General features: G+C 56.6%; 24 protein-coding genes. 12 read left to right on the forward strand and 12 right to left on the reverse strand.

Annotation, left to right across the window (positions count from 1 at the left end):
* Positions 1 to 135: 135 nt before the first annotated feature.
* On the forward strand, positions 136 to 1,419 hold the full coding sequence (locus LOY43_RS16605; RefSeq protein ID WP_258708405.1) for an FAD-binding oxidoreductase: 1,284 nt from the start codon (positions 136 to 138) through the stop codon (positions 1,417 to 1,419).
* Positions 1,420 to 1,559: 140 nt separating this feature from the next.
* On the opposite strand, the gene LOY43_RS16610 is transcribed toward LOY43_RS16605, so the two are convergent.
* Together LOY43_RS16610 and LOY43_RS16615 are read right to left on the reverse strand one after the other, a co-directional pair.
* Positions 1,560 to 2,345, reverse strand: coding sequence for a DeoR/GlpR family DNA-binding transcription regulator (locus LOY43_RS16610; RefSeq protein WP_258708406.1), 786 nt, complete (start codon positions 2,343 to 2,345; stop codon positions 1,560 to 1,562).
* Between the two features lie 255 nt (positions 2,346 to 2,600).
* Complete coding sequence (locus tag LOY43_RS16615) at positions 2,601 to 3,494, reverse strand: LysR family transcriptional regulator (protein ID WP_258708407.1); 894 nt, start codon at positions 3,492 to 3,494, stop codon at positions 2,601 to 2,603.
* 85 nt (positions 3,495 to 3,579) lie between these two features.
* Here LOY43_RS16615 and LOY43_RS16620 point away from each other — a divergent pair, with 85 nt between their 5' ends.
* Positions 3,580 to 4,356, forward strand: coding sequence for an NAD(P)H-dependent oxidoreductase (locus LOY43_RS16620; RefSeq protein WP_258708408.1), 777 nt, complete (start codon positions 3,580 to 3,582; stop codon positions 4,354 to 4,356).
* A 199-nt stretch (positions 4,357 to 4,555) separates the two neighbouring features.
* On the opposite strand, the gene LOY43_RS16625 is transcribed toward LOY43_RS16620, so the two are convergent.
* The 4 genes from LOY43_RS16625 to LOY43_RS16640 form a co-directional block, all read right to left on the reverse strand.
* Positions 4,556 to 5,578, reverse strand: a complete 1,023-nt coding sequence (locus LOY43_RS16625; protein WP_095047951.1) for an AbrB family transcriptional regulator — start codon at positions 5,576 to 5,578, stop codon at positions 4,556 to 4,558.
* A gap of 91 nt (positions 5,579 to 5,669) precedes the next feature.
* Positions 5,670 to 6,938, reverse strand: coding sequence for a hypothetical protein (locus LOY43_RS16630; protein ID WP_258708409.1), 1,269 nt, complete (start codon positions 6,936 to 6,938; stop codon positions 5,670 to 5,672).
* A 36-nt stretch (positions 6,939 to 6,974) separates the two neighbouring features.
* On the reverse strand, positions 6,975 to 7,394 hold the full coding sequence (locus LOY43_RS16635) for an HD domain-containing protein (RefSeq protein ID WP_258708410.1): 420 nt from the start codon (positions 7,392 to 7,394) through the stop codon (positions 6,975 to 6,977).
* Positions 7,395 to 7,409: 15 nt separating this feature from the next.
* Positions 7,410 to 7,799, reverse strand: a complete 390-nt coding sequence (locus tag LOY43_RS16640; RefSeq protein ID WP_095047953.1) for a hypothetical protein — start codon at positions 7,797 to 7,799, stop codon at positions 7,410 to 7,412.
* A gap of 164 nt (positions 7,800 to 7,963) precedes the next feature.
* Here LOY43_RS16640 and LOY43_RS16645 point away from each other — a divergent pair, with 164 nt between their 5' ends.
* Positions 7,964 to 8,395: a hypothetical protein gene (locus LOY43_RS16645; RefSeq protein WP_258708411.1), complete on the forward strand. Its 432-nt coding sequence runs from the start codon at positions 7,964 to 7,966 to the stop codon at positions 8,393 to 8,395.
* A gap of 77 nt (positions 8,396 to 8,472) precedes the next feature.
* Here the strand turns inward: LOY43_RS16645 and LOY43_RS16650 are convergent, their stop codons facing one another.
* The gene (locus LOY43_RS16650; protein ID WP_095047955.1) at positions 8,473 to 8,757 is read right to left on the reverse strand and encodes a hypothetical protein; all 285 of its coding nucleotides are present in this window, start codon (positions 8,755 to 8,757) and stop codon (positions 8,473 to 8,475) included.
* A 565-nt stretch (positions 8,758 to 9,322) separates the two neighbouring features.
* Between LOY43_RS16650 and LOY43_RS16655 the strand changes: the two genes are divergently transcribed.
* From LOY43_RS16655 to LOY43_RS16665, 3 genes are all read left to right on the forward strand, one after another.
* A complete protein-coding gene (locus tag LOY43_RS16655; protein ID WP_095113591.1) occupies positions 9,323 to 9,613 on the forward strand; it encodes a fructose-bisphosphate aldolase in 291 nt (96 codons plus the stop codon).
* A gap of 244 nt (positions 9,614 to 9,857) precedes the next feature.
* A complete protein-coding gene (locus tag LOY43_RS16660; RefSeq protein ID WP_095113592.1) occupies positions 9,858 to 11,111 on the forward strand; it encodes a hypothetical protein in 1,254 nt (417 codons plus the stop codon).
* The gene (locus LOY43_RS16665; RefSeq protein WP_258708412.1) at positions 11,108 to 12,130 is read left to right on the forward strand and encodes a hypothetical protein; all 1,023 of its coding nucleotides are present in this window, start codon (positions 11,108 to 11,110) and stop codon (positions 12,128 to 12,130) included. The genes LOY43_RS16660 and LOY43_RS16665 overlap by 4 nt, the downstream gene beginning before the upstream one ends.
* Before the next feature lie 131 nt (positions 12,131 to 12,261).
* Here the strand turns inward: LOY43_RS16665 and LOY43_RS16670 are convergent, their stop codons facing one another.
* The 4 genes from LOY43_RS16670 to LOY43_RS16685 all read right to left on the reverse strand — a co-directional run bounded on the left by LOY43_RS16670 (position 12,262) and on the right by LOY43_RS16685 (position 17,797).
* On the reverse strand, positions 12,262 to 12,810 hold the full coding sequence (locus LOY43_RS16670) for a cupin domain-containing protein (RefSeq protein ID WP_007950154.1): 549 nt from the start codon (positions 12,808 to 12,810) through the stop codon (positions 12,262 to 12,264).
* A 502-nt stretch (positions 12,811 to 13,312) separates the two neighbouring features.
* Positions 13,313 to 14,596, reverse strand: a complete 1,284-nt coding sequence (locus LOY43_RS16675; protein ID WP_016987688.1) for an FAD-binding oxidoreductase — start codon at positions 14,594 to 14,596, stop codon at positions 13,313 to 13,315.
* Positions 14,597 to 14,645: 49 nt separating this feature from the next.
* Positions 14,646 to 16,136 carry an aldehyde dehydrogenase gene (locus tag LOY43_RS16680; RefSeq protein WP_258708413.1) on the reverse strand — a complete coding sequence of 497 codons (1,491 nt, stop codon included), beginning with the start codon at positions 16,134 to 16,136 and terminating at the stop codon, positions 14,646 to 14,648.
* Between the two features lie 284 nt (positions 16,137 to 16,420).
* Complete coding sequence (locus LOY43_RS16685) at positions 16,421 to 17,797, reverse strand: glutamine synthetase family protein (RefSeq protein ID WP_007918694.1); 1,377 nt, start codon at positions 17,795 to 17,797, stop codon at positions 16,421 to 16,423.
* A 282-nt stretch (positions 17,798 to 18,079) separates the two neighbouring features.
* Here LOY43_RS16685 and LOY43_RS16690 point away from each other — a divergent pair, with 282 nt between their 5' ends.
* The 5 genes from LOY43_RS16690 (at position 18,080) to LOY43_RS16710 (ending at position 23,426) form a co-directional block, all read left to right on the forward strand.
* Positions 18,080 to 18,841 carry a gamma-glutamyl-gamma-aminobutyrate hydrolase family protein gene (locus LOY43_RS16690; protein WP_095047961.1) on the forward strand — a complete coding sequence of 254 codons (762 nt, stop codon included), beginning with the start codon at positions 18,080 to 18,082 and terminating at the stop codon, positions 18,839 to 18,841.
* A gap of 371 nt (positions 18,842 to 19,212) precedes the next feature.
* On the forward strand, positions 19,213 to 20,355 hold the full coding sequence (locus LOY43_RS16695; protein WP_007919249.1) for an ABC transporter ATP-binding protein: 1,143 nt from the start codon (positions 19,213 to 19,215) through the stop codon (positions 20,353 to 20,355).
* Between the two features lie 29 nt (positions 20,356 to 20,384).
* Entirely contained in the window at positions 20,385 to 21,266 is an 882-nt protein-coding gene (locus LOY43_RS16700; protein ID WP_177409232.1) for an ABC transporter permease subunit, read from the forward strand.
* A complete protein-coding gene (locus LOY43_RS16705) occupies positions 21,263 to 22,138 on the forward strand; it encodes an ABC transporter permease subunit (protein ID WP_258708414.1) in 876 nt (291 codons plus the stop codon). The genes LOY43_RS16700 and LOY43_RS16705 overlap by 4 nt, the downstream gene beginning before the upstream one ends.
* A gap of 190 nt (positions 22,139 to 22,328) precedes the next feature.
* On the forward strand, positions 22,329 to 23,426 hold the full coding sequence (locus LOY43_RS16710) for a polyamine ABC transporter substrate-binding protein (RefSeq protein ID WP_095124560.1): 1,098 nt from the start codon (positions 22,329 to 22,331) through the stop codon (positions 23,424 to 23,426).
* A 235-nt stretch (positions 23,427 to 23,661) separates the two neighbouring features.
* Here LOY43_RS16710 and thpR read toward each other — a convergent pair whose 3' ends face one another.
* Positions 23,662 to 24,183 carry an RNA 2',3'-cyclic phosphodiesterase gene (thpR, locus tag LOY43_RS16715; protein WP_095047964.1) on the reverse strand — a complete coding sequence of 174 codons (522 nt, stop codon included), beginning with the start codon at positions 24,181 to 24,183 and terminating at the stop codon, positions 23,662 to 23,664.
* A gap of 107 nt (positions 24,184 to 24,290) precedes the next feature.
* Here thpR and LOY43_RS16720 point away from each other — a divergent pair, with 107 nt between their 5' ends.
* Entirely contained in the window at positions 24,291 to 24,482 is a 192-nt protein-coding gene (locus LOY43_RS16720; RefSeq protein WP_095047965.1) for a hypothetical protein, read from the forward strand.
* Positions 24,483 to 24,579 lie beyond the last annotated feature (97 nt).

Here is a 24,579-nt window from a genome sequence, read left to right on the forward strand (position 1 = left end):
ACCCCCTGTAGGAGTGAGCCTGCTCGCGATAGCGGTGTGTCATTCAGCAATAATGTGTCTGACATGGCCTCATCGCGAGCAGGCTCACTCCTACAGGGGAGCGCGTACAACCTAAGAATTCGTGTGGACACTGACATGACCGAACGCTGCAATTCCTACTACACCGCCACCCTTAACCAAGACACCAACTACCCGACCCTGCAAGGCCGGCACAAGGTCGACGTGGTGATCATCGGCGGCGGCTTCACCGGCGTCGCCACCGCTGTCGAACTCGCCGAAAAAGGCCTGAAAGTCGCCATCGTCGAAAGCCACAAGATCGGCTGGGGCGCCACCGGGCGCAACGGCGGACAAGTCACCGGCAGCCTTTCCGGCGATGGTGCGATGCGCAAACAGATGCGCGCGAAACTCGGCGACGAGGTCGATGATTTCATCTGGCACCTGCGCTGGCGCGGACATGAAATCATCCAGCAACGCGTCGACAAGTACGGCATTCAATGCGATCTCAAACAGGGCCACTTACACGCTGCGTACAAACCCAGCCACATGACTGATTTGCGTAAGGATTATGAAGAAGCCGTGCGTCGCGGATTGGGCGATGAGGTCAGCCTGCTCGACCGCAGTCAGGTACGTGATCTGCTGCAAAGCGACCTGTACCACGGCGCAATCAAGAACACCCGCAACATGCATCTGCACCCGCTCAACCTGTGCATCGGTGAAGCGCGGGCGGCGGAAAGTCTCGGGGCACTGATCTTCGAAAACAGCGAAGTGCTGGAGATCATTCACGGCGCTTCGCCTGGCGTAAGAACCGCCCACGGCCAGATCGACGCCAAGCAGGTGATGCTCGCCGGCGACGTCTATCACAAGCTCGAACCGGGACAGCTCAAGGGCAAGATTTTCCCGGCCATGGGCGGCATCGTCACCACCGCGCCACTGGGCGATCTGGCAAAACAGATCAACCCCGAAGACCTCGCAGTGTACGACTGCCGTTTCGTGCTCGACTACTACCGCCTCACCGCCGACGGCCGCTTGCTGTTCGGTGGCGGTGCCAACTACAGCGGCAAGGATTCACGGGACATCGCCGCCGAACTGCGCCCGTGCATCGAGCAAACCTTCCCGGCGCTCAAAGGCGTGCAGATCGATTATCAGTGGAGCTGCGCGATGGGCATCGTGATCAACCGCATTCCGCAACTGGGCAAGCTCTCGGACAACGTCTGGTACTGCCAGGGCTACTCGGGGCACGGCATCGCGACGACGCACATCATGGGCGAAATCATGAGCCGGGCGATCACTGGGCAGATGGAGCAGTTCGACACGTTTGCCCAGTGCCAGCACATTCGCGTGCCGATGGGGGATTTGTTGGGTAACCCGTTGCTGGCGGCGGGGATGTGGTATTACCAGATGCTTGAGCGACTTCGCTAAGCCTGTGTTGATCCTGCTGACCCCATCGCTGGCAAGCCAGCTCCCACAGTGTCCGTGGCGTACCCAAATTTCATGTACACCGCAAAAACCTGTGGGAGCTGGCTTGCCAGCGATGAGGCCATCAGCCCCACTACAAAACTTCAATCCGCCAACTGCTCGACCACAATCCCCAACCGCCGGTAATCCTCGACACTCCCCGACGCCACATGCCGCTCGGTAATCAGCGTATGCAGGCGCGTACACGGCGCCACCACAAACGGCTCCACCGCCCCGAGCTTGTCCGCCGTGGTCACCGCAATCACCCGCGCGGCGCCATCGAGCATCGCCTGCTTCACCGGCACTTCATCAAAATGCAGCGAGGTAATCCCCACCTCCGGATGAATCGCGCACACCCCGGTAATCGCCAGATCCGCCTTGATCCCCGCCAGCAGCCGCAGCGCCTCATGCCCACCCGCCGCCATCGTTCGCGGGTTCAACTGACCGCCGGCGAGAATCACCTTCACCCCCTTGAATTCCGAGAGCGCAATCGCCGTCATCGGTGAAGCCGTCACTGCCGTGATACTGATATCTGCACGCAACGAGCGCGCCACCTGCAACGTGGTCGAGCCGGAATCGAACAGCACAATCTGCCCGTCTTCAATCTCCTGCGCCGCCCGTTGCGCCAGGCGGATTTTCACCTCATCCGTCTCGTCCAGCCGGGTGAAATAGTCCTTGCCGGAGTCTTTCGGACGCGGCAGCGCCCCGCCGTGCACGCGTTGCACCAGCCCGGCGTTATCCAGTTCGGCGAGGTCGCGGCGGATGGTGTCTTCGGAGACTGCGAAGTGCTGGCTCAACTCGGAGGCCATGACTTTGCCGTCGCGCTCGAGGAGTAAAAGGATTTTCTGCCGGCGCAGGGAGGGCAGCTCAGCCGCGGAATGATCGTGCATGGTTATGCCTGTTTGTGCTTGTAGTTGCAGGTTTCTGCGAGACTATCGAAACCTTTAAACAAACACAAACTGGCGGGCTATCAATTGTTTCGATCATTGGAATCAACAAGGCGAATTTTTTCTTTGCTTTCAACCTGTTCAGAATGGCCCCACTCTAAAAGGCTCAGGATGAACACCTCATGAATCTCAATTTTGCGTTTGCGTGCATGATCGTCGTGTCGTTTGCGATTGCCCTCGGCCACGCCTGACAGTGCCTCAGACCGACGCCAACAAATGCTCACGCAGCCATTTATGCGCCGGATCGCGGTGCGAACGTTCACCCCAGAACATCGCCATTTCGTAACCGGGCACTTCCAAAGGCGCGTCGACCACTTGCAACGCCGGGTTGCCGCGCACCAGACGTGACGGCAGCATCGCCACCAGGTCGGTGTTGGCCAACACCGACATCGCCATCAGAAAGTGCGGCACCGACAACACCACTTTTCTCATCAGCCCGACATCGGCCAACGCCCGGTCGGTCACCCCGAAAAAGCCCCCGCCCTCGCGCGACACCATCACGTGCTCCAGCGCGCAGAACTGTTCGCGGCTCGGCGCCTGCATCAAACCTGGATGTCCGACTCTACCGGCCAACACATAACGCTCAGTGAACAGTGGTCGCCGATACAACTCCGGCGGAGCGTCTTCGCTGATGTGCAGCGCCAGATCAAATACACCCTGCTCGGCCTGTTTGACCAAATGCGCCGGGGTCAGATCGACCACCGCCAGCCGCGTGCCCGGCGCCTGTACGCGCAAGCCGTTCAGCGCCGGCAGCACCACCGTCGTCTCGCCGTAATCGGTCGCGGCGATTTTCCAGGTGTGCGTCGCCTGCGCCGGGTCGAACGCACTGGCCGGCGCCACCGCCCTCGCCAACGCCTCCAACGCTTCGCGCAACGGTTCACGCAGTTCATCGGCGCGCGCCGTCGGGCGCATACCACGCGGCCCGGGCAACAGCAGCGGATCACCAAAGATGTCGCGCAACTTGGCCAGATGCACGCTCACAGACGGCTGCGACAGGTTCAGCCGTTGTGCCGCGCGGGTGACGTTGTGCTCCGACAGCAACACATCGAGGGTCAGCAGTAGATTGATATCCAGTCGTCTCAAATTATTCATGGCTATACCAGACATATCAGACATTCATTTCCAATATACCTGTTGAACGCCGATCCTGCTGTTACTCAGCTAACGGAGCTTCAACATGAATGTCTTACTCGTTTACGCGCACCCAGAACCGACGTCCCTCAACGGCTCGCTGCGCGACTTCAGCGTCCAGCGCCTGCAAGCCGCCGGCCACACCGTGCAGGTCTCCGACCTCTACGCGATGAACTGGAAAGCCACCCTCGACGCCGACGACGCCCCGCAGCGCGACGCGACGAAACCGTTCCACGCCTCCCTCGACTCGAAAGTCGCCTACGCCGAAGGCACTCAGGCTACCGACATCGCCCGTGAGCAGGAGAAACTGCTATGGGCTGACGCGCTGATCCTGCAGTTTCCATTGTGGTGGTTCACCATGCCGGCGATTCTCAAAGGCTGGGTCGATCGGGTGTACGCCTACGGTTTTGCCTACGGTGTTGGCGAACACTCCGACATTCGTTGGGGCGAGCGTTATGGCGAAGGGAAAATGCAAGGCAAACGGGCGATGTTGATGGTCACCACTGGCGGCTGGGAGTCGCATTACGCGCCGCGCGGGATTAACGGGCCGATTGATGATTTGTTGTTTCCGATTCAACACGGGATTTTGTACTACCCCGGTTTTGAAGTAGTGCCACCGTTTGTGGTGTATCGGACGAGTCGGATGGATGCGGCGCGGTATGCCGAGACTTGTGATGAGCTGGGGCGGCGGCTGGATGAGTTGTGGAGTGCGCGGCCGATTGGGTTTCGGCAGCAGAATGGCGGCGAATACGAAATTCCTGCTTTGACGTTGAAGAGCGATATCGCACCGGATAGCGAAGGCTTCCAATCACACATCCGCTAGCGCCGCCCTCTCCCAGAGGGAGAGGGGACTGACCGAGTTGTTTTTTCGAGCTACGCCGACCTGGTATATCGAGCCGAACTCAAGTTTTGAACAGCCCACAATCGGCTCCCTTCCCCCTCGCCCCCTTGGGGGAGAGGGCTGGGGTGAGGGGGACGGATCTAACTGACACACCGCAACATGCAGGCATCAGTGGCTCCGGTCAGGCTTCTTCGCGCGCCCGACGCACCTGCACCAACAACGCCGGCGCGAAATGCAGCAACACCATCCGGCTCAGATGGTGAGTCAGAATAAACACCACATTCAGCCCGCCACCAAACGCGACAATCGCAATCGTCTCAATCGCCCCCGGCATATACGCCAGCCATAGCGACAGCGGATCGCTGCCCAACCAGCGTGCCGCGACTTCAGCAAACACCGCCGCGACCACGATCATCAAACCAACCGAGACCAACGCCGTGCGGCCGTGACGCGTCAGCTCCGCGAAGCCGAGACCTTGAAACCGTGAGCCGATCCGCACGCCGAGAATCAGCGCCGCAAGATTCAAACTCCAGTCCGGCATGTGAAACCCGTGCAACCATCCCGATTTCACAAACACCGCCGTAATGATGATCGCCGTGAGCATGAACGGCGCCGGTACACCGATCACCAGCAGTAAGCGCCCGAGCAGCACGCTCAACGCGATCACCGAAAACGCGGTCAGTGCCATGCCTGTCGTTAAAGGATCACCATCGGCAACCGCCACGGCAGCGGCTTGACCGGGAATCAAGAAACTCACCAACACCGTGATGAGCAGCAAGCGCATCAGATGCACGATGATGACCTTGCTCGACGCCTTTTCCGACTCGAGTAGATCGAACACTGCGGCCAGCGCACCGGGATAAACCGCCAACAGCGCATCAGTGCGGTTCCAGCCTGCACCGCGCGTCAGCCACCATCCGGCCAATGCGATCTGCACTGCCAGGCAAATCAGCAACACGCCGAGGCTCGGCAACATCGTCGAGGCCGTCTCGCTGTCCCACGCTTCGAACATCAGCCCGGTGGCGATGCCCAGCGTGACCTGGATGTAGCCCAGTCCATAAGGAGTTGCCGGCGCGATACCAGTTTTGCTGGCAAACAATGCGGTAACGACAATCGAACCCAACAGCAGGCCATGGGGTACGCCTTCGAACTGCAACAGCGCGCCGAAACCGGCAGCCATCAACAAACAGAGAATGGATTTCATAGTCGCCTTCCTGGCTATCAAAGGGTAGTCGTCCAATATTGGTCAAGCAGTAACTTTCTGGAATACTGTACAACGGCTGACTCAAACCAAATCAGCCAGTCACCTGCGAAGCAGACTGCCCCACTGTTTCGATCGACAATTTAAAAGCATCCAGCTTATTCAACAACTTAATCAAACTTGGATGAAGCCCATGCACGTCAAGTCGGGAAAATTTATTGTACATCCCATCTCCATGATTTTGAGCCATTCCAACCTTCACCATCACCTGAATTTCAGTCGCTGTATAACCAAAATAAAACTCTCGCAGGACAACTTCACTTCCATAGTAGCTCTGCATTTCTCTGTAAAAATCGCAAAAATCAAAATCGACAGGTTTTACTTGAACGCTGGAACTTGGGTATAGAGCCGGGGAAAAATGAATAGCTGCACCCTCACTTACCACGTGCATTCTAGCAGGTGCACTACCCGTAAACCGCATTCCGTCCTTTATTTTTCGCTTAAAAGAAAAACTCCAATCTTCATCAAATTTCTCTCTACGCTCCAGCATAAAGCGGAAAGTACTTGGAACAGTCACCGAACCTTTTGCTTTCGCTCTTACTGGTATATCAATGGAGTAATAAGCATAGCGCTTCTCCCATTTATCCCATGTACATTTTTTGCAAGGGTCTGTAATCGCAGAAAGATTTATTCCTTCGACAGTTAGAATCTTATTGGAGCATCCCTCACAGGACTTAAAGCCTCTGCCCTCGACAGTATATTTATTTATTAACTCATAAAAACCTACTATTCTATCAGGCGTAATAGTCAACTCTCGCGCCCAAACATCCTTTTTAATATCAACAGTAACATTGGTTGCTCTGTCAGGCTTGTGCCAACGTATAATATCAACAGGGATGAGATAAGAATTATAATAAGTCCCAAGTTCTCGATGAAACCGATGCATTATCAAAAAATGAGCTTGTTGATACTGCACATTACTTAGCTTCACACGAGATCCAACTGTGCTTTTCACCTCAATATAATTGCCGTTATAGCTGACATCATGCCCCGGATTATTTACAGGTACCTCTTCACCTGGTAACAACAACTCTGTCAATGCCTCTCCGACAGAGCCCATTACAGTCTTTGGATCGAATCGCTGAGCTAACAAATCTGGCTGCTTACCGGCAGCATAAATACTTTTCGCAACTTCTTTCCTCGCAGCCACTTTCGGCATATCCGCCAAATCCGGATGACCTTTTATGATATCGTCAAAATTCCCGGTAAGCTTTATCTGCTCTGCGACATGACTGTCCCATGGTTTCTCCCATTTATTCGACCGAAGCAATTCAAAGGGTAATTTTTCAATTGTTTTTTTCACAAATGCACCAAAAAAATCAGCGTTAACTTTTCTTTATCAGCGTAACCGTCCAATTGCCTGCCGATACTTTTCGATCCGCTCTAGATCCTCCCAACTCGGCGAGGCAATCCGCGACAGGTCGCTGTTCTCTTCCAGATCCGCCAGTTTCACCACCCGGCCGATCGGGTTCTGCGCGGCGCGGTCAACGAAGTCTTCATAGGATTCGCCCGACACTTTGGTCACTGACTCGATAGCGCTCAAAACCTCTTCGCTGAAGCCTTCCTTGCGCAAATCATCGAGACTGATACCGCAATCCTCAACCACATCGTGCAGCACGGCGACGATTCGTTCTTCCTGCGTGCTCATGCGCAACATGACTTTCAACGGATGCAGAATGTACGGTGCACCGCCCTTGTCGACCTGCCCGGCATGAGCCGTAGCGGCAATGGCGATAGCGCGTTCGAGGGTCTGGATCATGGGAGTCTCCGAGGGTTAGACGCCGTAGCGGCCGCCGACATGGATGTTGCGTTTGAGCCAGTTGCCGATTGCTTTCAATCGTCCGACTGGCTCCGCAGGCCCGGAATGACGCTGAAGAATCAACGACACCAAGGTAGCCTGATCGGCTTTCGGATGAGCATCGATCAATTCGGCAACCCAGGCACAATCAGCCTTGTTCAGATGCTCACGCCAATCGCCGGGCCAGGCGTCCAGCTCATCCAGCGCCAACCATCGCGCACCGCCCTGCTCGGCATGCCCGCCACCTATTGACTGCTCGAAACACAAAGGCGTGGCCGGCCGGGACAGGTCGATGCTGAAAATGTAGACGTCGTGGGTTTTGTGTTGCGTCGTGGGAGCGTTGTTGCGGCTACCGATGACCATCATGGTGATGCTCCATTCCTTGGGCGCTAATGTTTCTGATTGTTTCGCAGTGTACGCGACGGGAGCAAATCAAAAACCCGATGGAACCTCCCTCCTCCACAGAATCTCGAATCTGTATTAGCGCCAAATCACCGATCAGACACGGCGCCATTGAAGAGGAAACCCCGATGAACATTCGCTTCCTGCTTCTGATCGCCACCTTCGCCATCATCCCCACCTGCGTCATGGCCGAAGGCTGCGACGTCCAGACCCAATCCTCCAGCGCCTCGGTACCAGCGGTGGAAACCCACAGTTGTTATGAATACGAAGGCATGCCCGTCAACTCCATCGACTGGTCGTGCAGCAACGAAAGCAAAGACATGCTCAACAGCACAAAAACCAAGGTTGAACATTGCGCCGATCACTACCAGGCCAGGTGTATCGCCACGATCACCCAGGAATCCCTGGCCAACCCGCACTCAACCAGCAAAGACAAAAACGCCAAAGCCCTAAACATCCCCGACAACGCACAAGTGACCACGTATTACTACGACGTGGAACATTTGGCGCAGGCGCGGATTGATTGTGAGAATGGCGGCGGGCATTGGAAAACGAAGTAAACGACTGATATCCACGCTTGCGACAGACAAAGAAAAGCCCGGCTTAAAAAACCGGGCTTTTTAGTGCGCGATTTCCGTTAACCACCGCCATTACCACCACTGCTGCTACCGGACGGTTGACCCGCAGGGCTGGGTTTGGAGGCAGAAGGCACCGGCCCATTGTCGGTCTTGCCACCATCACCACCCTTGGGCAGCGAATCGGCATCCGGGTCGGCATTGGTGGCTGGAGACGCCGGTTCACGAGTCTGGCTGTTGCCGTCGTTGGCTGTCGGAGTCGGCGTTTCGCCAGCCGCGATCGCGTACAGCGAACTGCCGGACAGCAATGCCGCGAGGGTAAACACCGCGATTTTATGGTTCAGCATGGTGGCTCTTCCTTTGCTGGGTGAGTTACAGCATTGGAAGAAGGTTTACGGCGAACGTGCGGTGCGCCGGACGAATGGTTATCGCCCAAAAGGCTCGCGCCATTTCGATGTCTGAAAACTTCGTAGGAAAACACCCCATGTGGCGAGAGAGCTTGCTCCCGCTGGGCTGCGAAGCTGCGCCAAAACCGGATAGTCCGTTTCTCTCAGAGATACCGCACGCCCCGAATTACGACGGATGCGTCGCCGAGCGGGAGCAAGCTGTCTCGCCACGGGTACGGGCTTCACGTCCTACAGGTCGGTTGTGGCGGCTGAAATTGCTGCCTAGAGTGAGGTTGTCGCCGACCGCAGTCAGCGATGGGTTTCGCAGCCCTCAGAAGTGACACACACCGCCAAATGACAACTGTGGCAAAATCCGCCACCGCTTCATTTTATGGCGGCTGTGTGTGGGAGACCTTCGGGTCTGCCGGTTTGACTCTTCTCCGGTCTGCGAACCCGCATACAGCTGCCACCCATTTGTTTCGCAGCAGAAAGGTGGCACTTCCTGACCCATTGAAGAGTGCAACCTATGACGATCAAAACACCGCTCCACCACTACGCCCACATGTCCCACCCCGCCACCGACCACCCCGTTCTCCTCATCGACGCCAACGCACCACTACGCGACCTCCACGCCTGCGCCGCCGAACGCCTCAACGCCGTCCTCAAATACCTTGACCTCATCGCCTGTACCCGCCTCCCCGATCATGCCGAGCATGACATCAACACCGTGACCAACATCGCCAGAATCATGGTGCAGGACGTGAGTGATGTGTTCCGGGTGATTGAGCAGCGGGGGTTTGATGCGAAAGAGATGTAGCCGCAAAAAATGGTCGAGAATATGATGCTTCCAGCAGTTGATCTGAAATGCGTTTTCCAGACTCTAACTCGGCCTAAAATTAGCAGCACCAATAGCCCATTTCAGCGAAGAACCTCATTAAGTCTATATTGATAAGGAGATGGCAATCTGCAATCATCAAAAGTGCCCCCCTGGTTCATAAGGGATTCAACCTCACCAGATAAAGGTGAGGAAGCGCTGACAGACGACAGGATGCGGATAGGGAATGGAAAAAAATATTAAAGGTGCATGGATTATTCAGCATGGCCAAAAACTTCAAGCAACCACGAATCAAGATTTTGATGCAATAGGGTTTGCGGGAAAATGCGGTAAATTCTTATCTGCAATATCTGCAGAAAACCAGGAGAAGATAACGCATAAGCGTCTTGATGCACTTGCAAGGGCTAATTACATCAGTCCAAAGACGGAAGTCCCGGCAATCATCGCAGAGTTCGAAAGACAAAAATTAATTTTGGCAGGTACAGGCGCCATTGAAGTTCTGGGCCTTACAGGAAAAGAAGTCTTAAGTCACACAGCTACAATATTCGAAGAGAGCGACAGAGAAAGTTACGAAGACGCAGTCATCAGCCTTTCTGAAACTACGTCTGACTTACCAATCACTAGCACACTAGCGGTAGACTTCATCTCTGACACTTTTAAAATAGCTAAAGCAGATGCAGAGTCGACCCTGCAACTTGGCAGCAACATAGGCTTTTTTGATACGGAAGCTATTTCCGCTACGGAAAAACTAATTTTCAATGGGAACTTGTTTCGCAGAGAGGACGCACGAAAAATCAGTGCTGTATTAAGCACACTCAACGCAAGCGAAACACAGAACCTAAATGAAGTGAATGCAAGATTGAATGCATCAGGCTGCCTTCCATTAGCCTCAATCACAAAAATTCTAGGAGAAAAGCTTTTCTCCCAACTACATTCGATAGGTATGTTTGATGTAAACGTCGTTGGAAATGAAAGTGGGAAAAGTTCTTTTGTAACTCGACCAGCTGCGTTCTCAAAATTCACTAGTACAATTGCCGATGATGCACTTGATTTAGCTAAGGCCTTGGTTGCTTCACTTACATACGGAATGACTGTAAGCACTTACTATCGCGGAAAAATAACCGCAATATCATTATTGATGCAAAAATTAATTGACGGTGGAACAGTGGGCCCCGCAACTGCGATCGGCAATGATTACCAAGCCTTGGAATATAAAGGCGTTGTCAAGGTGATTCCAGCCACAGGTGGCATGTTTAACATGAAACTTTTGAAACCAGAAGTCGGGCGCCTAGCACTCTCAGTCATTCAAAGCGGAAATATTACTGGCGAAGCGGTTGATAATCTGCCAGGAGCAAAAGTAACTTCGTATACCGCGCCTGAGACAACACGCGACGTATGCAGAAAAAACTCGACAGATGCTGTCAAACTCAAGACGCGCAACTTACTAAACGAAATCAGGACAGGTGGACTTAATCGATGAGCCAGCAACTCCTGAAAGGCTCTGCCGCAGAAGAAACCGTACGAAATTACTTCTTGAGTATTGGTTACTTTGTCGTCAGAGGATGCAAATTCAAATACAATCAATTTGACATTACGGATATCGATCTATTTATTTACGGCAAAAGCTCTGCCTTTGGTCGCGAGCGGCTTAATGTTGATATAAAAAACAAAAAAACGCCTCAAGCTATAGAGCGTATATTCTGGGCAAAAGGTCTACAGCAAGTATTAGGTTTAGACGGATGCATGGTTGCAACTACTGACTTACGCCCTGATGTACGAGAATTCGGACTCGAACATAAAGTCAAAGTATTAGATGGAAGATTTCTCACCCGATTAAATAAAAGTGAAAGAAGCCACTTAGCACGAATTAACGAAGAAGATCTTGTATCTGAAATTGAAAAACACTCTCTAGGAAAGCTTGGAGGCGACTGGCGCGGCAGATACGAATCAAGCAAATCAAGAATACTTGACTCATTAAACTTCGATGGTGCCAATGCTTGGCTAAACGACATCGATTACTACATGAGCGAAATCAACAACCACTCTGACTCTGCGCCCACTTGGCGAATGATATACATATCAGTTTCTCATTTACTGATATGTATAGATTTTATTTTGCGCGAACATGTTGCCGCTGAGCACGACCAAAGAAAACAATTACTAGACAATGGCTTTAGATATGGATCCGCAGGAAAATCATTCACACTAAAAGTTGGAAAAATGGCATCCGCTTTGGTAGGAAGTGTTGTCACCCAACCGGGCTTATCACAAACTCTTGAGCGAGAACTTGCCGATCAAGCATCCGATGTCAAAGCCGATGTTCTTGCAGAGTTCTTCTCTAAGTCACAGGTTTTTGCATCTTTATTCGATTCCGCCAAACTATTCGAAGGATACGGCTACCAAGCAGATGTGCCCCTACCCTCGTCACTGCCAGCCCATGCTCAATCATACTTAGGAGTTGTTGCTGATTTTTTGATCGCGATAGGAAAAAAATTCTAATGTAAAAGCTTCTGAGATAAGTGACTCCTATGTACAAAATTACCGAAGAGTCACTTATCTTATCAATCCTCCTAAAGTGAAGTATTCGAACGAATCAAGATAATTCAAAGGGTTGGCCTAGCCACTTATGATTAAAAATTCGCCGGCGTATTCGCACTAATAATCTCCGCCTCATCCGCCCCGATATTCCGGAACTTATGCGGCAGCGTGGTCGGGAAGTAATACCCATCCCCCGCATTCAACACACTCACCGACCCATCCACGGTCAACTCAACCGTGCCCCGCGTCACCAACCCACACTCCTCGCCCTCAGCATGCACAATCGGCTCTTCCCCCGAACTCGCGCCTGGTGCGTATTGCTCGCGCAGCAAGCGCATCTGCCGGCTGGGTACGGAGGCGCCGATCAGCAGCAGTCGCAAGCCATGGCGGCCGAGGTCGGGTTGTTCGTTGGCGCGGAAGACGTATTGGTGTTCGCGCGGGGGTTGGTCGAAGGTGAAGAAGTCGGCCAGGGACATCGGTATGCCTTCGAGCAGCTTTTTCAGTGAGCTGACGGAGGGGCTGACGCGATTCTGTTCGATCAGGGAGATGGTGGCATTGGTCACGCCGCTACGCCGGGCCAGCTCGCGCTGGGAGAGTTTGTAGCTTTCGCGTACTAGTTTGAGTCGAGAACCCGTATCCATGACAGCCTTATGTGAGAACGACTTAAGGGCGATGGGGGTGGGTGGCGGGTGCCGCGCGAGGGGCGCGGATCACGTTGCTCCCGTGTCCCGGAACCGTGAAAGGCGGCTATTAAATCACGTTTGCCGGTGTTGCTCAGCAGGTTCGATGGACGGTGGGTGAAATGAACCTGCCGGTGGTAATTCTGGGCTGAATACAAAACCTGTGGGAGCTGGCTTGCCAGCGATTGGGTGGCACATTCAACATCCCTTTTGCTGAAAGACCGCCATCGCTGGCAAGCCAGCTCCCACAGGTTTTGTGGTGTGTCAGCGGGAGTGATGGTGTCTTTTCTAACCTCATCGCGAGCAGGCTCACTCCTACAATTTGATCTTTAGTGTTTCAGTCGGATTGATGTTGTGTTTGCTGGCCTCATCGCTGGCAAGCCAGCTCCCACATTTGGATATCAGGGAGTGTTGCGATAAGAAAAACCGGCGGGGTCTTGGGGGCCGCCGCCGGGGAGGTAACTTAGATGCCGAAACGGTCGCGCAGTGAGTAGTAGACAGCACCGAGGGCGGTCAGTGGCGCGGAGAAGGTGCGGCCGCCGAGCATTGGCATGTGCGGCAAGGACGCGAAAGCGTCGAAACGTTCGGCGTCGCCACGGATCATTTCCGAGATCAGTTTGCCGGCCAGGTGCGAGCAGGTGACGCCGTGGCCGCTGTAGCCTTGCATGTAGTAGGCGTTCTTTTCGATGCGGCCGAATTGCGGCATGCGTGACATGGTCAGCAGGAAGTTGCCGGTCCAGCGGTAGTCGATCTTGACGTCTTTGAGCTGCGGGAAGGTCTTGAGGATCTTCGGGCGGATCAGTTGTTCGATGTCGTCCGGTTCCCGCGCGCCGTAAACCACACCGCCGCCGTAAAGCAGACGGTTGTCGGCGGTGAGGCGGTAGTAATCCAGCAGATAGTTACAGTCTTCGACGCAGTAGTTGTTGGTGATCAGGCTGCGCGCCTGCTTTTCGGTCAACGGCTCGGTGACGACGATCTGCGAACCGCACGGCATGCTTTTCGCGGTCACGCGGTTGTCGAGACCTTGCGGCAGATAAGCGTTGCCGGCGATCAGCAGGTACTTGGCGCGGACCTGGCCTTTGGCGGTGCGCACGACGTTAGGCTCGCCGTATTTGATTTCTACAGCCGCTGATTGCTCGTAAATCTTGCCGCCCAAACGCGTGATCGCAGCCGCTTCACCGAGCGCCAGATTCAGCGGATGCACGTGGCCGCCCTGCATATCGAGCAGACCACCGACGTAAGCATCGGAGCCGACTTCACGACGAATCTCAGCCGCGTCGAGCATCTTCAGATTGCGGTTGCCATAACGCTCCCAGCCGCGCTTCTGCTCGGCCAGACCGTTGAGTTGTTTCTTGTTCATCGCTGCGAAGATACCGCCCGGGCGGTAGTCGCATTGGATGTCGTATTCCTTGATGCGCGAACGGATGATGTCGGCGCCTTCGAAGATCATGCTGCCGAGGATTTCTGCAGTCTTGTCGCCGTAGCGCTCTTCGATCACGTCGACGTCGCGGCTGTAGGAGTTGACCAGTTGACCGCCGTTGCGACCGCTGGCGCCGTAGCCGACTTTCGCCGCTTCCAGCACCGTCACTTTGTAACCGGCTTCGGTGAGGAACAGCGCCGAAGACAGGCCGGTGTAGCCAGCGCCGATGATGCAGACGTCGCACTCGACCGACTCTTCCAGAACCGGAAAGTCGATGACTTCATTGCGAGTGGCGGCGTAGTAGCTGTTTACGTGTTGCTGTTTCATACGTTTCTCCGAGGGCCGCCAATCAAAGGCGACCACCGCTGTAATAGAGTCAGAGCTTGATCCAGGTCGCTTTCAGCTCGGTGTACTTGTCGAACGCGTGCAGCGATTTATCGCGGCCGTTGCCCGACTGTTTGAAGCCACCGAACGGTGCGGTCATGTCGCCGCCGTCGTACTGGTTGACCCAGACGCTGCCGGCACGCAGGCCACGGGCGAAGGTGTGCGCCTTGCTCAGGTTGCTGGTCCAGACGCCGGCGGCGAGGCCGAAGATGCTGTCGTTGGCGATCTGCAGCGCTTCTTCGGCGGTGTCGAAGGTGATCAGCGACAGCACTGGGCCAAAGATTTCTTCCTGGGCGATGGTCATCGCGTTGGTCACGCCGTCGAACAGCGCCGGTTGCACATAGAGGCCGCCGGTTTCTTCGAGGGTGCGTTGGCCGCCGGCGATCAGTTCGGCGCCCTGCTCGCGACCGATGCTGATGTAGCGCAGCACATTGTCGAGTTGACGCTGATCGACCACGGCACCGACGGTGGTCGCCGGATCGAGTGAATGACCCGGTTTCCACGCTTGCAACGCTTCCACCAACAGCGGAATGAACTGCTCGCGGATCGAACGCTCGACCAGCAAACGCGAACCAGCGGTGCAGACTTCGCCCTGGTTGAAGGCAATGGCGCCGGCCGCTGCTTGTGCTGCCGCGCGCAAGTCCGGGGCGTCGGCAAACACCACGTTCGGACTCTTGCCCCCGGCTTCGAGCCAGACGCGTTTCATGTTGCTTTGCCCGGCATAAATCATCAGTTGCTTGGCAATCGCCGTGGAGCCGGTGAAGGCCAGCACGTCGACGTCCATGTGCAACGCCAGCGCCTTGCCGACAGTGTGGCCGAAGCCTGGCAGCACGTTGAACACGCCTTTCGGAATGCCGGCATCCAGCGCAAGCTGAGCAATGCGGATCGCCGTCAGCGGCGATTTTTCCGAAGGCTTGAGGATGAACGAGTTGCCCGCCGCCAGGGCCGGCGCGAATTTCCAGCTGGCCATGATCAGCGGGAAGTTCCACGGCACGATCGCCGCAACGACGCCCGACGGCTCGCGAGTGACGAGGCCGAGTTGGTCGTGGGGTGTGGCGGCGACTTCGTCGTAGATCTTGTCGATGGCTTCGGCGCTCCAGCGGATCGCGTTGGCGGTCGCCGGGATGTCGATACTCATCGAATCGCTGATCGGTTTACCCATGTCGAGGGTTTCCAGCAGCGCCAGCTCTTCCTGGTTCTGCAGGATCAGATCGGCGAAGCGAATCAGGATGCGCTTGCGCTCGGCCGGGGCTTTTTTCGCCCACACGCCGGATTCAAAAGACTGACGCGCGACTTCAACGGCGAGGTTGGTGTCGGCTTCATCGGTGCTGGCCACGGAGGCGAGGTAACGCCCGTCGACGGGGCTCAGGCATTCAAACGTGTCGCCACTGATGGCCGGGCGGTATTCACCGTTGATGAACGCGCGGGCTTCGATGGTCAGGGACTGGAAGCGTTGTTCCCAGTCGTTGCGGGTCGTTGTCATTGTTGTGGCTCGACAAGGGGGGGATTGGGGGTGTCGGGGTGTTGTGTCTGGTTTGAGATGGCTGCCCTCACCCTAGCCCTCTCCCGTGGGTAGAGGGGACCGACCGAGTTGTCTTGGGAGATACACCGACCTGAACGACCGAGTCGAATATAGATTCGGCAAAAATCGTTCAGGTCGGCGGATTCCCCGAGCATCCCCGAATCAGTCCCCTCTCCCTCCGGGCGGTCCGACGTTTCGGGAGGGTTAGGGTGAGGGGCTCTTCAGCTTTTGAGGGCCTCAGCCAATCACACCGTATGCAGATACCAGTTGTACTCAAGGTCAGAAATCGAGTTCTCAAACTCGGCCAGCTCACTTTCCTTGCACGCAACAAACACGTCGATGTACATCGGGTCGATGTAGCGGGCCATGACTTCGCTGTCGTCCAGTTCGCGCAGTGCGTCGCGCAGGTTGTTCGGCAGGCTCTGTTCGTTCTGCTCGTAGCTGTTGCCTTCCACCGGGGCGCCCGGCTCGATCTGATTGGTCAGACCGTGGTGAATACCGGCCAGCACCGAAGCCATCAGCAAGTACGGGTTGGCGTCAGCACCGGCGACGCGATGCTCGATACGCACAGCATCGGCCGACCCGGTTGGCACACGAACCGCAACGGTGCGGTTATCGATACCCCAACTCGGCGAGTTCGGTACGTAGAACTGCGCGCCGAAGCGGCGGTACGAGTTGACGTTCGGGCAGAGGAACGCCATTTGCGCAGGCAGGGTCTCCAGCACACCGCCGATCGCGTGACGCAGTGCGGCGTTCTGCTCGGGATCCTCGCTGGCGAAGATGTTGTTGCCTTCTTTGTCCAGGATCGAAATGTGTACGTGCAGACCATTGCCCGCCTGGCCCGGATACGGCTTGGCCATGAAGGTGGTGTCCATCTCATGGTCGTAGGCGATGTTCTTCACCAGACGCTTGAGCAGGACGGCGTAGTCGCACGCCTTGATCGGGTCGGAGACGTGATGCAGGTTGACTTCGAACTGCGCCGGGGCGCTTTCCTTGACGATCGCGTCAGCCGGGATGCCCTGCTCTTTCGCGCCTTCGAGGATGTCTTGCAGGCAATCGACGTATTCGTCGAGGTCGTCGATCAGGTACACCTGAGTCGACACCGGACGCTTGCCGGACACCGGCGAACGTGGCGATTGCGGACGACCGTTCACGTTGTCCTGGTCGATCAGATAGAACTCGAGTTCGAATGCCGCGCAGATGGTCAGGCCGAGGTCGTCGAATTTGCGCACGACGTTGGCCAGCACTTCACGCGGGTCGGCGAAGAACGGCTGGCCTTCGATCTCGTGCATGGTCATTAGAAGTTGTGCGGTTGGGCGCTTCTGCCACGGCTCGATACTCAGGGTGCCGGGGATCGGGTAGCAGATGCGGTCAGCGTCGCCGATATCCAGACCCAGACCGGTGCTTTCCACCGTGGAGCCGTTGATGTCGAGCGCGAAAAGCGAGGCCGGCAGGTTGATGCCTTTCTCGTAAACCTTATGAAGACTGGTGCGTTCGATACGCTTGCCGCGCACCACACCGTTCATATCCGCAATCAGAAGGTCGACGTACAAAACCTCAGGATATTTCTTAAGGAATGCGTTTGCTTCGTTGAGTTGAACGGTACGCAGAGGGACCGACATGATGCACCTATTTAGCTGTTAATTATTATGTTCACTGCTGTTTCGCCGAGCCAGTCAACCCGAACGGCAAAGTGAAGTCAATAGCGAACAGATGGCCGTTCAGGGTTTATTTTTCGGGCTTTTTTTAACACTTGCGTGCCAATACAGGCGCCACAGCCCCGAGAATCATGAAGATTTGATGAACGGCGTTTAGAATTTTTTACATGGCAGTTGTTAATTAAAATCAACGAGGCTAAGCTCCGGAAAAGCTCGTTCAAGTGTCAAACTTCGAGGTGAATAAAAATGGCATTCAAGCCATTGATCGGCGTTACTGCCTGCGTCAAACAGATTGGCCTGCACCCCTATCACATCAGCGGCGACAAGTACGTACGTGCTGTCAGCGTTGGCGCTAACGGGCTGCCAGTGGTCATTCCTTCCCTTGGCAAGCTGACTGAAATCGAAGACCTGCTCGGTCAACTCGACGGTCTGCTGCTGACCGGCTCGCCCTCGAACGTGGAGCCCTTCCACTATCAAGGCCCGGCCAGCGAACCCGGCACGGATCATGATCCGGCGCGGGATGCCACCACCCTTCCTTTATTACGTGCAGCCATCGCGGCGGGCGTTCCGGTGCTCGGCATTTGCCGGGGCTTCCAGGAAATGAACGTGGCGTTCGGCGGCAGCCTGCATCAGAAGGTGCATGAGCTGCCAGGCATGCTTGATCACCGTGAAGCCGACAGCCCTGATGTGGCCGTGCAATACGCGCCGGCTCACGCGGTGACCGTGCTTGCTGGCGGCGTGTTCGAGGCGCTGGGATTGCCCGGCGAGTTCCAGGTCAACTCGATTCACAGCCAGGGCATTGATCGCCTCGCTCCCGGCTTGCGTGCCGAAGCGGTGGCGCCGGACGGCTTGATCGAGGCGATCTCGGTCGAGCACAGCCCGACCTTCGCCCTCGGCGTGCAATGGCACCCGGAATGGCAAGTGCTCGATAACCCGAACTACTTGAAGATTTTCCAGGCATTCGGCGCGGCTTGTCGGCAACGGGCGGCGCGGCGCAACCAGCGCTGATCCAACCCAAGAATTCGTAACGATTTACTGCCCCCACGGACGTCGGGTGTGCCTTTGCGCATCCGTCATTCGTGAACAACAACACCCGTAATAACAACAAGTACGACCCAGGCAGCCAGGACGGCGGCGCCGAACAAGCCGGATCGGTAAGTGCAATACCTGTCAGAACAATGCAAAACCCTGTGGGAGCTGGCTTGCCAGCGATGAGGCCGTCACCTTCAACATTAATGGTGACTGACCCACCGCCATCGCTGGCAAGCCAGCTCCCACAGGGTATTGCGGCGATTCGACCGGAGCAGCGCTTACAGGCTTGCAATCCACTTAAGCCCGGCCACATTGGCCCGGCGAACGAAACCTGTTGGGAGTTTCACATGGCAAACGCCTCCAGCACTTACAGGAAGGCACTTGAAGGTCATCAGCAACCGAAAAAGGTGCTGGTGAAAGTCGATCGTGTCACCAAGAAGTTCGACGAAACCGTGGCAGTGGACGATGTGTCCCTGGAGATCCATCAGGGCGAAATCTTCGCCTTGCTCGGCGGCTCCGGTTCGGGCAAATCGACCCTGCTGCGCATGCTCGCCGGTTTCGAGCGGCCGACCGAAGGGCGGATTCTGCTCGACGGCGTGGACATCACTGACATGCCGCCGTACGAGCGGCCGATCAACATGATGTTCCAGTCCTACGCGCTGTTCCCACACATGACCGTCGCGCAGAACATCGCCTTCGGCCTCAAGCAGGACCGTTTGCCGGCCAGTGAAATCGATGCCCGTGTCGATGAAATGCTGCGTCTGGTGCATATGACTCAATACGCCAAACGCCGTCCGCACCAGTTGTCCGGCGGTCAGCGTCAGCGCGTCGCCCTCGCCCGTTCGCTGGCCAAGCGTCCGAAGCTGTTGCTGCTCGACGAGCCGATGGGTGCGCTGGACAAAAAGCTGCGTTCGCAGATGCAACTGGAACTGGTGCAGATCATCGAACGCGTCGGCGTGACCTGCGTGATGGTCACCCACGACCAGGAAGAGGCCATGACCATGGCTGAGCGCATCGCGATCATGCACCTGGGCTGGATCGCGCAAATCGGCAGCCCCGTCGACATCTACGAAGCCCCGGTCAGCCGCATGGTCTGCGAATTCATCGGCAACGTGAACGCCTTCGATGGCACCGTGGTGGAAGACCTTGAAGGTCACGCGATCATCCACAGCCCGGACTTGCAGCAGAAGATCTACGTCGGTCACGGCGTCAGCACTTCAGTGCAGGACAAGTCGGTCACCTACGCGATCCGTCCGGAAAAAATGCTCGTCAGCACCACCCAACCCGAGTTCCGCTACAACTGGTCCGAAGGCAAGGTGCATGACATCGCCTACCTCGGCGGTCACTCGGTGTTCTACGTCGAATTGCCCGGCGGCAAAATCGTCCAGTCGTTCATGGCCAACGCCGAACGCCGTGGCGCGCGCCCGACCTGGGACGACAAGGTCTACGTCTGGTGGGAAGACGACAGCGGCGTGGTACTGCGCTCATGAAAACCTTCAATCAGCAATTCCTGCGCCTGGTGCCCAGCGGGCGAAAACTGGTGATCGGCATTCCGTTCATCTGGCTGTTCCTGTTCTTCATGCTGCCGTTCTTTCTGGTGATGAAGATCAGTTTCTCGGAAGCCGCGCTGTCGATCCCGCCGTACTCGGAGATCTACACCTACGCCGAACAGAAATTCCAGCTGCTGCTGAACATCGGCAACTACACCATGCTCGGCGAAGACGAGCTGTACCTGTCGGCCTATCTCGGCTCGCTGAAAGTCGCAGCGCTGAGCACGCTGATGTGTCTGCTGATCGGTTTCCCGATGGCCTACGCGATCACCAAGACCGGCAAGGAAACGCAAAACGTCCTGCTGCTGTTGATCATGATGCCGACCTGGACCGCGATCCTGATCCGCGTTTACGCATGGATGGGCATCCTCAGCAACAACGGTTTGCTCAACGGGTTTCTGATGTGGACGGGGCTCACCGACCACCCGATCGAGATCCTCAACACCAACACGGCCGTGTATATCGGCGTGGTCTACGCCTACCTGCCGTTCATGGTGTTGCCGCTGTACGCCAACCTGGTGAAGCACGACGGCAGCTTGCTGGAAGCCGCGCAGGACCTGGGTTCGAGCAACTTCAACAACTTCTGGAAAATCACCGTGCCGCTGGCCAAGAACGGGATTATTGCCGGCTGCATGCTGGTGTTCATTCCGGTGGTCGGTGAGTTCGTGATTCCCGAACTGTTGGGTGGCCCGGAGACCCTGATGATCGGTCGCGTGCTGTGGCAAGAGTTCTTCAATAACCGCGACTGGCCGGTGGCGTCTGCGCTGGCGGTGGTGATGCTGTTGATCCTGATTGTGCCGATTCTGCTGTTCAACCGCAGCCAGGCCAAAGAGATGGAGGCACGGGGATGAAACGCTTCGGTTTTTCCAAGTTCATGCTGATCTTCGGCCTGATGTTCATTTATCTGCCGATGCTGATTCTGGTGATCTACTCGTTCAACGCCTCGAAACTGGTGACGGTATGGGGCGGCTGGTCGGTGAAGTGGTACGTCGGCCTGCTCGACAACACGCAACTGATGGGCTCGGTGCTGCGCTCGCTGGAAATCGCCTGCTACACCGCGATTGCTGCCGTGGCGCTGGGCACCCTCGCCGCTTTCGTGCTGACCCGCGTCACGCGCTTCAAGGGTCGCACGCTGTTCGGTGGTCTGGTCACCGCGCCGTTGGTGATGCCTGAAGTGATCACCGGTCTGTCGCTGTTGCTGCTGTTCGTGGCCATGGCGCAGTTGATCGGCTGGCCGCAGGAGCGTGGCATCGTCACGATCTGGATCGCCCACACCACGTTTTGTGCCGCTTATGTCGCGGTGGTAGTCTCCGCGCGCTTGCGGGAACTGGATCTGTCGATCGAAGAAGCGGCGATGGATCTCGGCGCGAAACCGTTCAAGGTGTTTTTCCTGATCACCATTCCAATGATCGCGCCGTCGCTGGCGGCGGGCGGCATGATGTCGTTCGCCTTGTCGCTGGATGACCTGGTGTTGGCGAGCTTCGTTTCCGGCCCGGGTTCGACCACGTTGCCGATGGAAGTGTTCTCGGCGGTGCGTCTGGGCGTGAAGCCTGAGATCAACGCCGTGGCCAGCCTGATTCTGCTGGCGGTGTCGCTGGTGACCTTCCTGGTCTGGTACTTCGGCCGCAAGGCAGAAGCCAACCGCAAGCGGGCAATTCAGGAAGCGATGGATCAGACGGCGAATGAGTCGTGGCAGCAACCGCAACAAGCCGTCACCGCATAACCCTGTAGGAGCTGCGGCACGCTGCGATCTTCTGATCTTGATGTGAAAGATCAAAAGATCGCAGCCTCGTTTCACTCGACAGCTCCTACACAAATGTAGTCAGCCCCTCGGTCAGCCCCCTCTCCCCCTGGGAGAGGGTTAGGGTGAGGGGGCTTTGCGTAACGTGAATAAAAAGAATGGAGTTGTACCGATGAAAATGTTTGGCAGGACTCTGCTGACACTGTCCTTAATGGGCGCAATCGTCATGGGCGCCCAGGCCAACGACAAGGTGCTGCGTGTTTACAACTGGTCTGATTACATCGCGCCGGACACCGTCAAGAAGTTCGAGGACGAGACCGGCATCCGCGTGACCTACGACGTCTTCGACAGCAACGAAACCCTCGAGGCGCGTTTGCTGGCGGGCAAATCCGGCTACGACCTGGTCGTGCCGTCGAACAGTTTCCTGGCCAAGCAGATCAAGGCCGGCGTCTATCAGACGCTGGACAAATCGAAGCTGCCGAACTGGAAGAATCTCAACCCGGTGCTGCTGAAAAACGCCGCCGCCAGTGATCCGGACAACGCCCACGCGTTCCCTTATATGTGGGGCTCGATCGGCATCGGCTTCAACCCGGCCAAGGTCAAGGAAGTGCTCGGCGCCAACGCCCCGACCAATTCATGGGATTTGTTGTTCAAACCGGAAAACGCTGAAAAACTCAAAGCCTGCGGCATCAGTTTCCTCGATTCGCCGACCGAAATGATCCCGGCCGCCCTGCACTACCTGGGCTACCCGGTGAACGACAAGGATACCGCGCACATCAAGGAAGCCGAGGCGCTGTTCATGAAGATCCGCCCGAACGTGGCGTACTTCCACTCCTCGAAATACATCTCGGATCTGGCCAACGGCAACATCTGCGTCGCGGTCGGTTACTCCGGCGACGTGCTGCAGGCCAAGGCTCGCGCGGTGGAATCGGGCAACAACGTGGTGATCGACTACAGCATTCCCAAAGAAGGCGCCGGCAGCTTCTACGACATGGTCGCGATCCCGCGCGATGCGGCGAACGTCGAGAACGCCTACCTGTTCATGGACTTCCTGATGCGCCCGGAGATCATCGCCGAGATCACCAACAGCAACGGCTACAGCAACGCCAATGCGGCGGCGACGCCATTGGTGGATGAAGCGATCCGCAACGACCCGGGTTCGTACCCGTCGCAAGCGGTGATGGCGACGCTGTATGCGGTGCCGGATCAGCCGATTGCCACCCAGCGGATCATGACCCGTGGCTGGACCCGGGTGAAACTCGGTAAGTGAGCCGATGATCGTTCCCACGCTCCGCGTGGGAACGCAGTCCGGGACGCTCTGCGTCCCAAAGCGTGACGCGGAGCGTCACAAGAGGCATTCCCACGCAGAGCGTGAGAACGATCAGTGTAAAAATTTCCCGTTCACGCAGCGCCTTACCACCGCTGCACCCTGCAATGAACGGCCTCACCTGGCTTCCTCGGTCAAGGTGAATTTCAGGCGCCCTCGGGCGCCTTTTTTTGTGCGCTCAAATCAGCGGCCAATCCTGCAGGATGCGATAGCGACCCTTGTGCGATTCGAACAAGGCAAAGCGTTCGGCACGCAAGAAAAACTCCGGCGGCGTGGCGGATTCCGGCTCTGGCGCACGGTAGTCTCGGGCGAGGGTCAGATGCGGACGAAACTCGCGGGGCGTCTCTTCAAAACCAAAAGGCAACATCGCCTGCTCCAATGCGTAGACCAGCCGCAGCAGCGCCTGCGGGGCCTGCTCGGGGGCGAGCGACAACACCCCGGCGCGATGCCAGACCTGCAGTCGATCAAGCGGAATTCTCAAGGCCTCTCCCGGCGTACGCACTTGTCCGGCGGCCTCGCAGACTTCGTTGATCTGCGCCAAGGGCACGGCGCCGAGAAACAGCAGCGTAAGGTGGAAATTGTCCGCCGGCACCGGCTTACCGGTTCGCAAACCCAACTCCCCGCGCCAATGAGCAATTGCCTTGCGTTGCACCGCCGGGCAATCGAGGGCGAAAAACAGTCGCTTCGCTTCTTCGGTCATGGCCCTGCTCCCCTGTTCAAAGTGATCCGCCGGATTCTACACAGCCTGATCTGACGACTCGTGACAGGAAGCTATAGTTCAAGGATTGCCATCAACCGGAGGCCACCATGCGCGAGATCCTCAGCAAAGAACCGTGGTGGGCCCGGCCGCCCAATCCCGGGCAGGATGAAAGCGAACTGGAATGGGGCTGGCTGGTGCATTACAGCGAGGGCGAGCCGCGCTTCGAATTCGTCCGTGAACGCCCGACGGACGAGCAGATCCGCAACCGTAAAAGCTGCAGAATCACTCCCTCGGAGTGAACACAATACCTGTAGGAGTGAGCCTGCTCGCGATGGCGTTCGCACATTCAATGCTTCATTGACAGACCCACCGCGATCGCGAGCAGGCTCACTCGTA

The organism is Pseudomonas sp. B21-041 (assembly GCF_024748675.1).
Taxonomy (GTDB): domain Bacteria; phylum Pseudomonadota; class Gammaproteobacteria; order Pseudomonadales; family Pseudomonadaceae; genus Aquipseudomonas; species Aquipseudomonas neuropathica.

What these genes read in the sequence shown, in the direction of transcription:
- LOY43_RS16685 (WP_007918694.1), bottom strand. Translation starts at nt 17,797, where the DNA reads ATGTCGGTCCCTCTGCGTACCGTTCAACTCAACGAAGCAAACGCATTC.
- LOY43_RS16645 (WP_258708411.1), top strand. Translation starts at nt 7,964, where the DNA reads ATGAACATTCGCTTCCTGCTTCTGATCGCCACCTTCGCCATCATCCCC.
- LOY43_RS16680 (WP_258708413.1), bottom strand. Translation starts at nt 16,136, where the DNA reads ATGACAACGACCCGCAACGACTGGGAACAACGCTTCCAGTCCCTGACC.
- LOY43_RS16640 (WP_095047953.1), bottom strand. Translation starts at nt 7,799, where the DNA reads ATGATGGTCATCGGTAGCCGCAACAACGCTCCCACGACGCAACACAAA.
- LOY43_RS16605 (WP_258708405.1), top strand. Translation starts at nt 136, where the DNA reads ATGACCGAACGCTGCAATTCCTACTACACCGCCACCCTTAACCAAGAC.
- LOY43_RS16720 (WP_095047965.1), top strand. Translation starts at nt 24,291, where the DNA reads ATGCGCGAGATCCTCAGCAAAGAACCGTGGTGGGCCCGGCCGCCCAAT.
- LOY43_RS16625 (WP_095047951.1), bottom strand. Translation starts at nt 5,578, where the DNA reads ATGAAATCCATTCTCTGTTTGTTGATGGCTGCCGGTTTCGGCGCGCTG.
- LOY43_RS16710 (WP_095124560.1), top strand. Translation starts at nt 22,329, where the DNA reads ATGAAAATGTTTGGCAGGACTCTGCTGACACTGTCCTTAATGGGCGCA.
- LOY43_RS16675 (WP_016987688.1), bottom strand. Translation starts at nt 14,596, where the DNA reads ATGAAACAGCAACACGTAAACAGCTACTACGCCGCCACTCGCAATGAA.
- LOY43_RS16670 (WP_007950154.1), bottom strand. Translation starts at nt 12,810, where the DNA reads ATGGATACGGGTTCTCGACTCAAACTAGTACGCGAAAGCTACAAACTC.
- LOY43_RS16695 (WP_007919249.1), top strand. Translation starts at nt 19,213, where the DNA reads ATGGCAAACGCCTCCAGCACTTACAGGAAGGCACTTGAAGGTCATCAG.
- LOY43_RS16635 (WP_258708410.1), bottom strand. Translation starts at nt 7,394, where the DNA reads ATGATCCAGACCCTCGAACGCGCTATCGCCATTGCCGCTACGGCTCAT.
- thpR (WP_095047964.1), bottom strand. Translation starts at nt 24,183, where the DNA reads ATGACCGAAGAAGCGAAGCGACTGTTTTTCGCCCTCGATTGCCCGGCG.
- LOY43_RS16660 (WP_095113592.1), top strand. Translation starts at nt 9,858, where the DNA reads ATGGAAAAAAATATTAAAGGTGCATGGATTATTCAGCATGGCCAAAAA.
- LOY43_RS16610 (WP_258708406.1), bottom strand. Translation starts at nt 2,345, where the DNA reads ATGCACGATCATTCCGCGGCTGAGCTGCCCTCCCTGCGCCGGCAGAAA.
- LOY43_RS16615 (WP_258708407.1), bottom strand. Translation starts at nt 3,494, where the DNA reads ATGAATAATTTGAGACGACTGGATATCAATCTACTGCTGACCCTCGAT.
- LOY43_RS16655 (WP_095113591.1), top strand. Translation starts at nt 9,323, where the DNA reads ATGACGATCAAAACACCGCTCCACCACTACGCCCACATGTCCCACCCC.
- LOY43_RS16650 (WP_095047955.1), bottom strand. Translation starts at nt 8,757, where the DNA reads ATGCTGAACCATAAAATCGCGGTGTTTACCCTCGCGGCATTGCTGTCC.
- LOY43_RS16705 (WP_258708414.1), top strand. Translation starts at nt 21,263, where the DNA reads ATGAAACGCTTCGGTTTTTCCAAGTTCATGCTGATCTTCGGCCTGATG.
- LOY43_RS16690 (WP_095047961.1), top strand. Translation starts at nt 18,080, where the DNA reads ATGGCATTCAAGCCATTGATCGGCGTTACTGCCTGCGTCAAACAGATT.
- LOY43_RS16620 (WP_258708408.1), top strand. Translation starts at nt 3,580, where the DNA reads ATGAATGTCTTACTCGTTTACGCGCACCCAGAACCGACGTCCCTCAAC.
- LOY43_RS16665 (WP_258708412.1), top strand. Translation starts at nt 11,108, where the DNA reads ATGAGCCAGCAACTCCTGAAAGGCTCTGCCGCAGAAGAAACCGTACGA.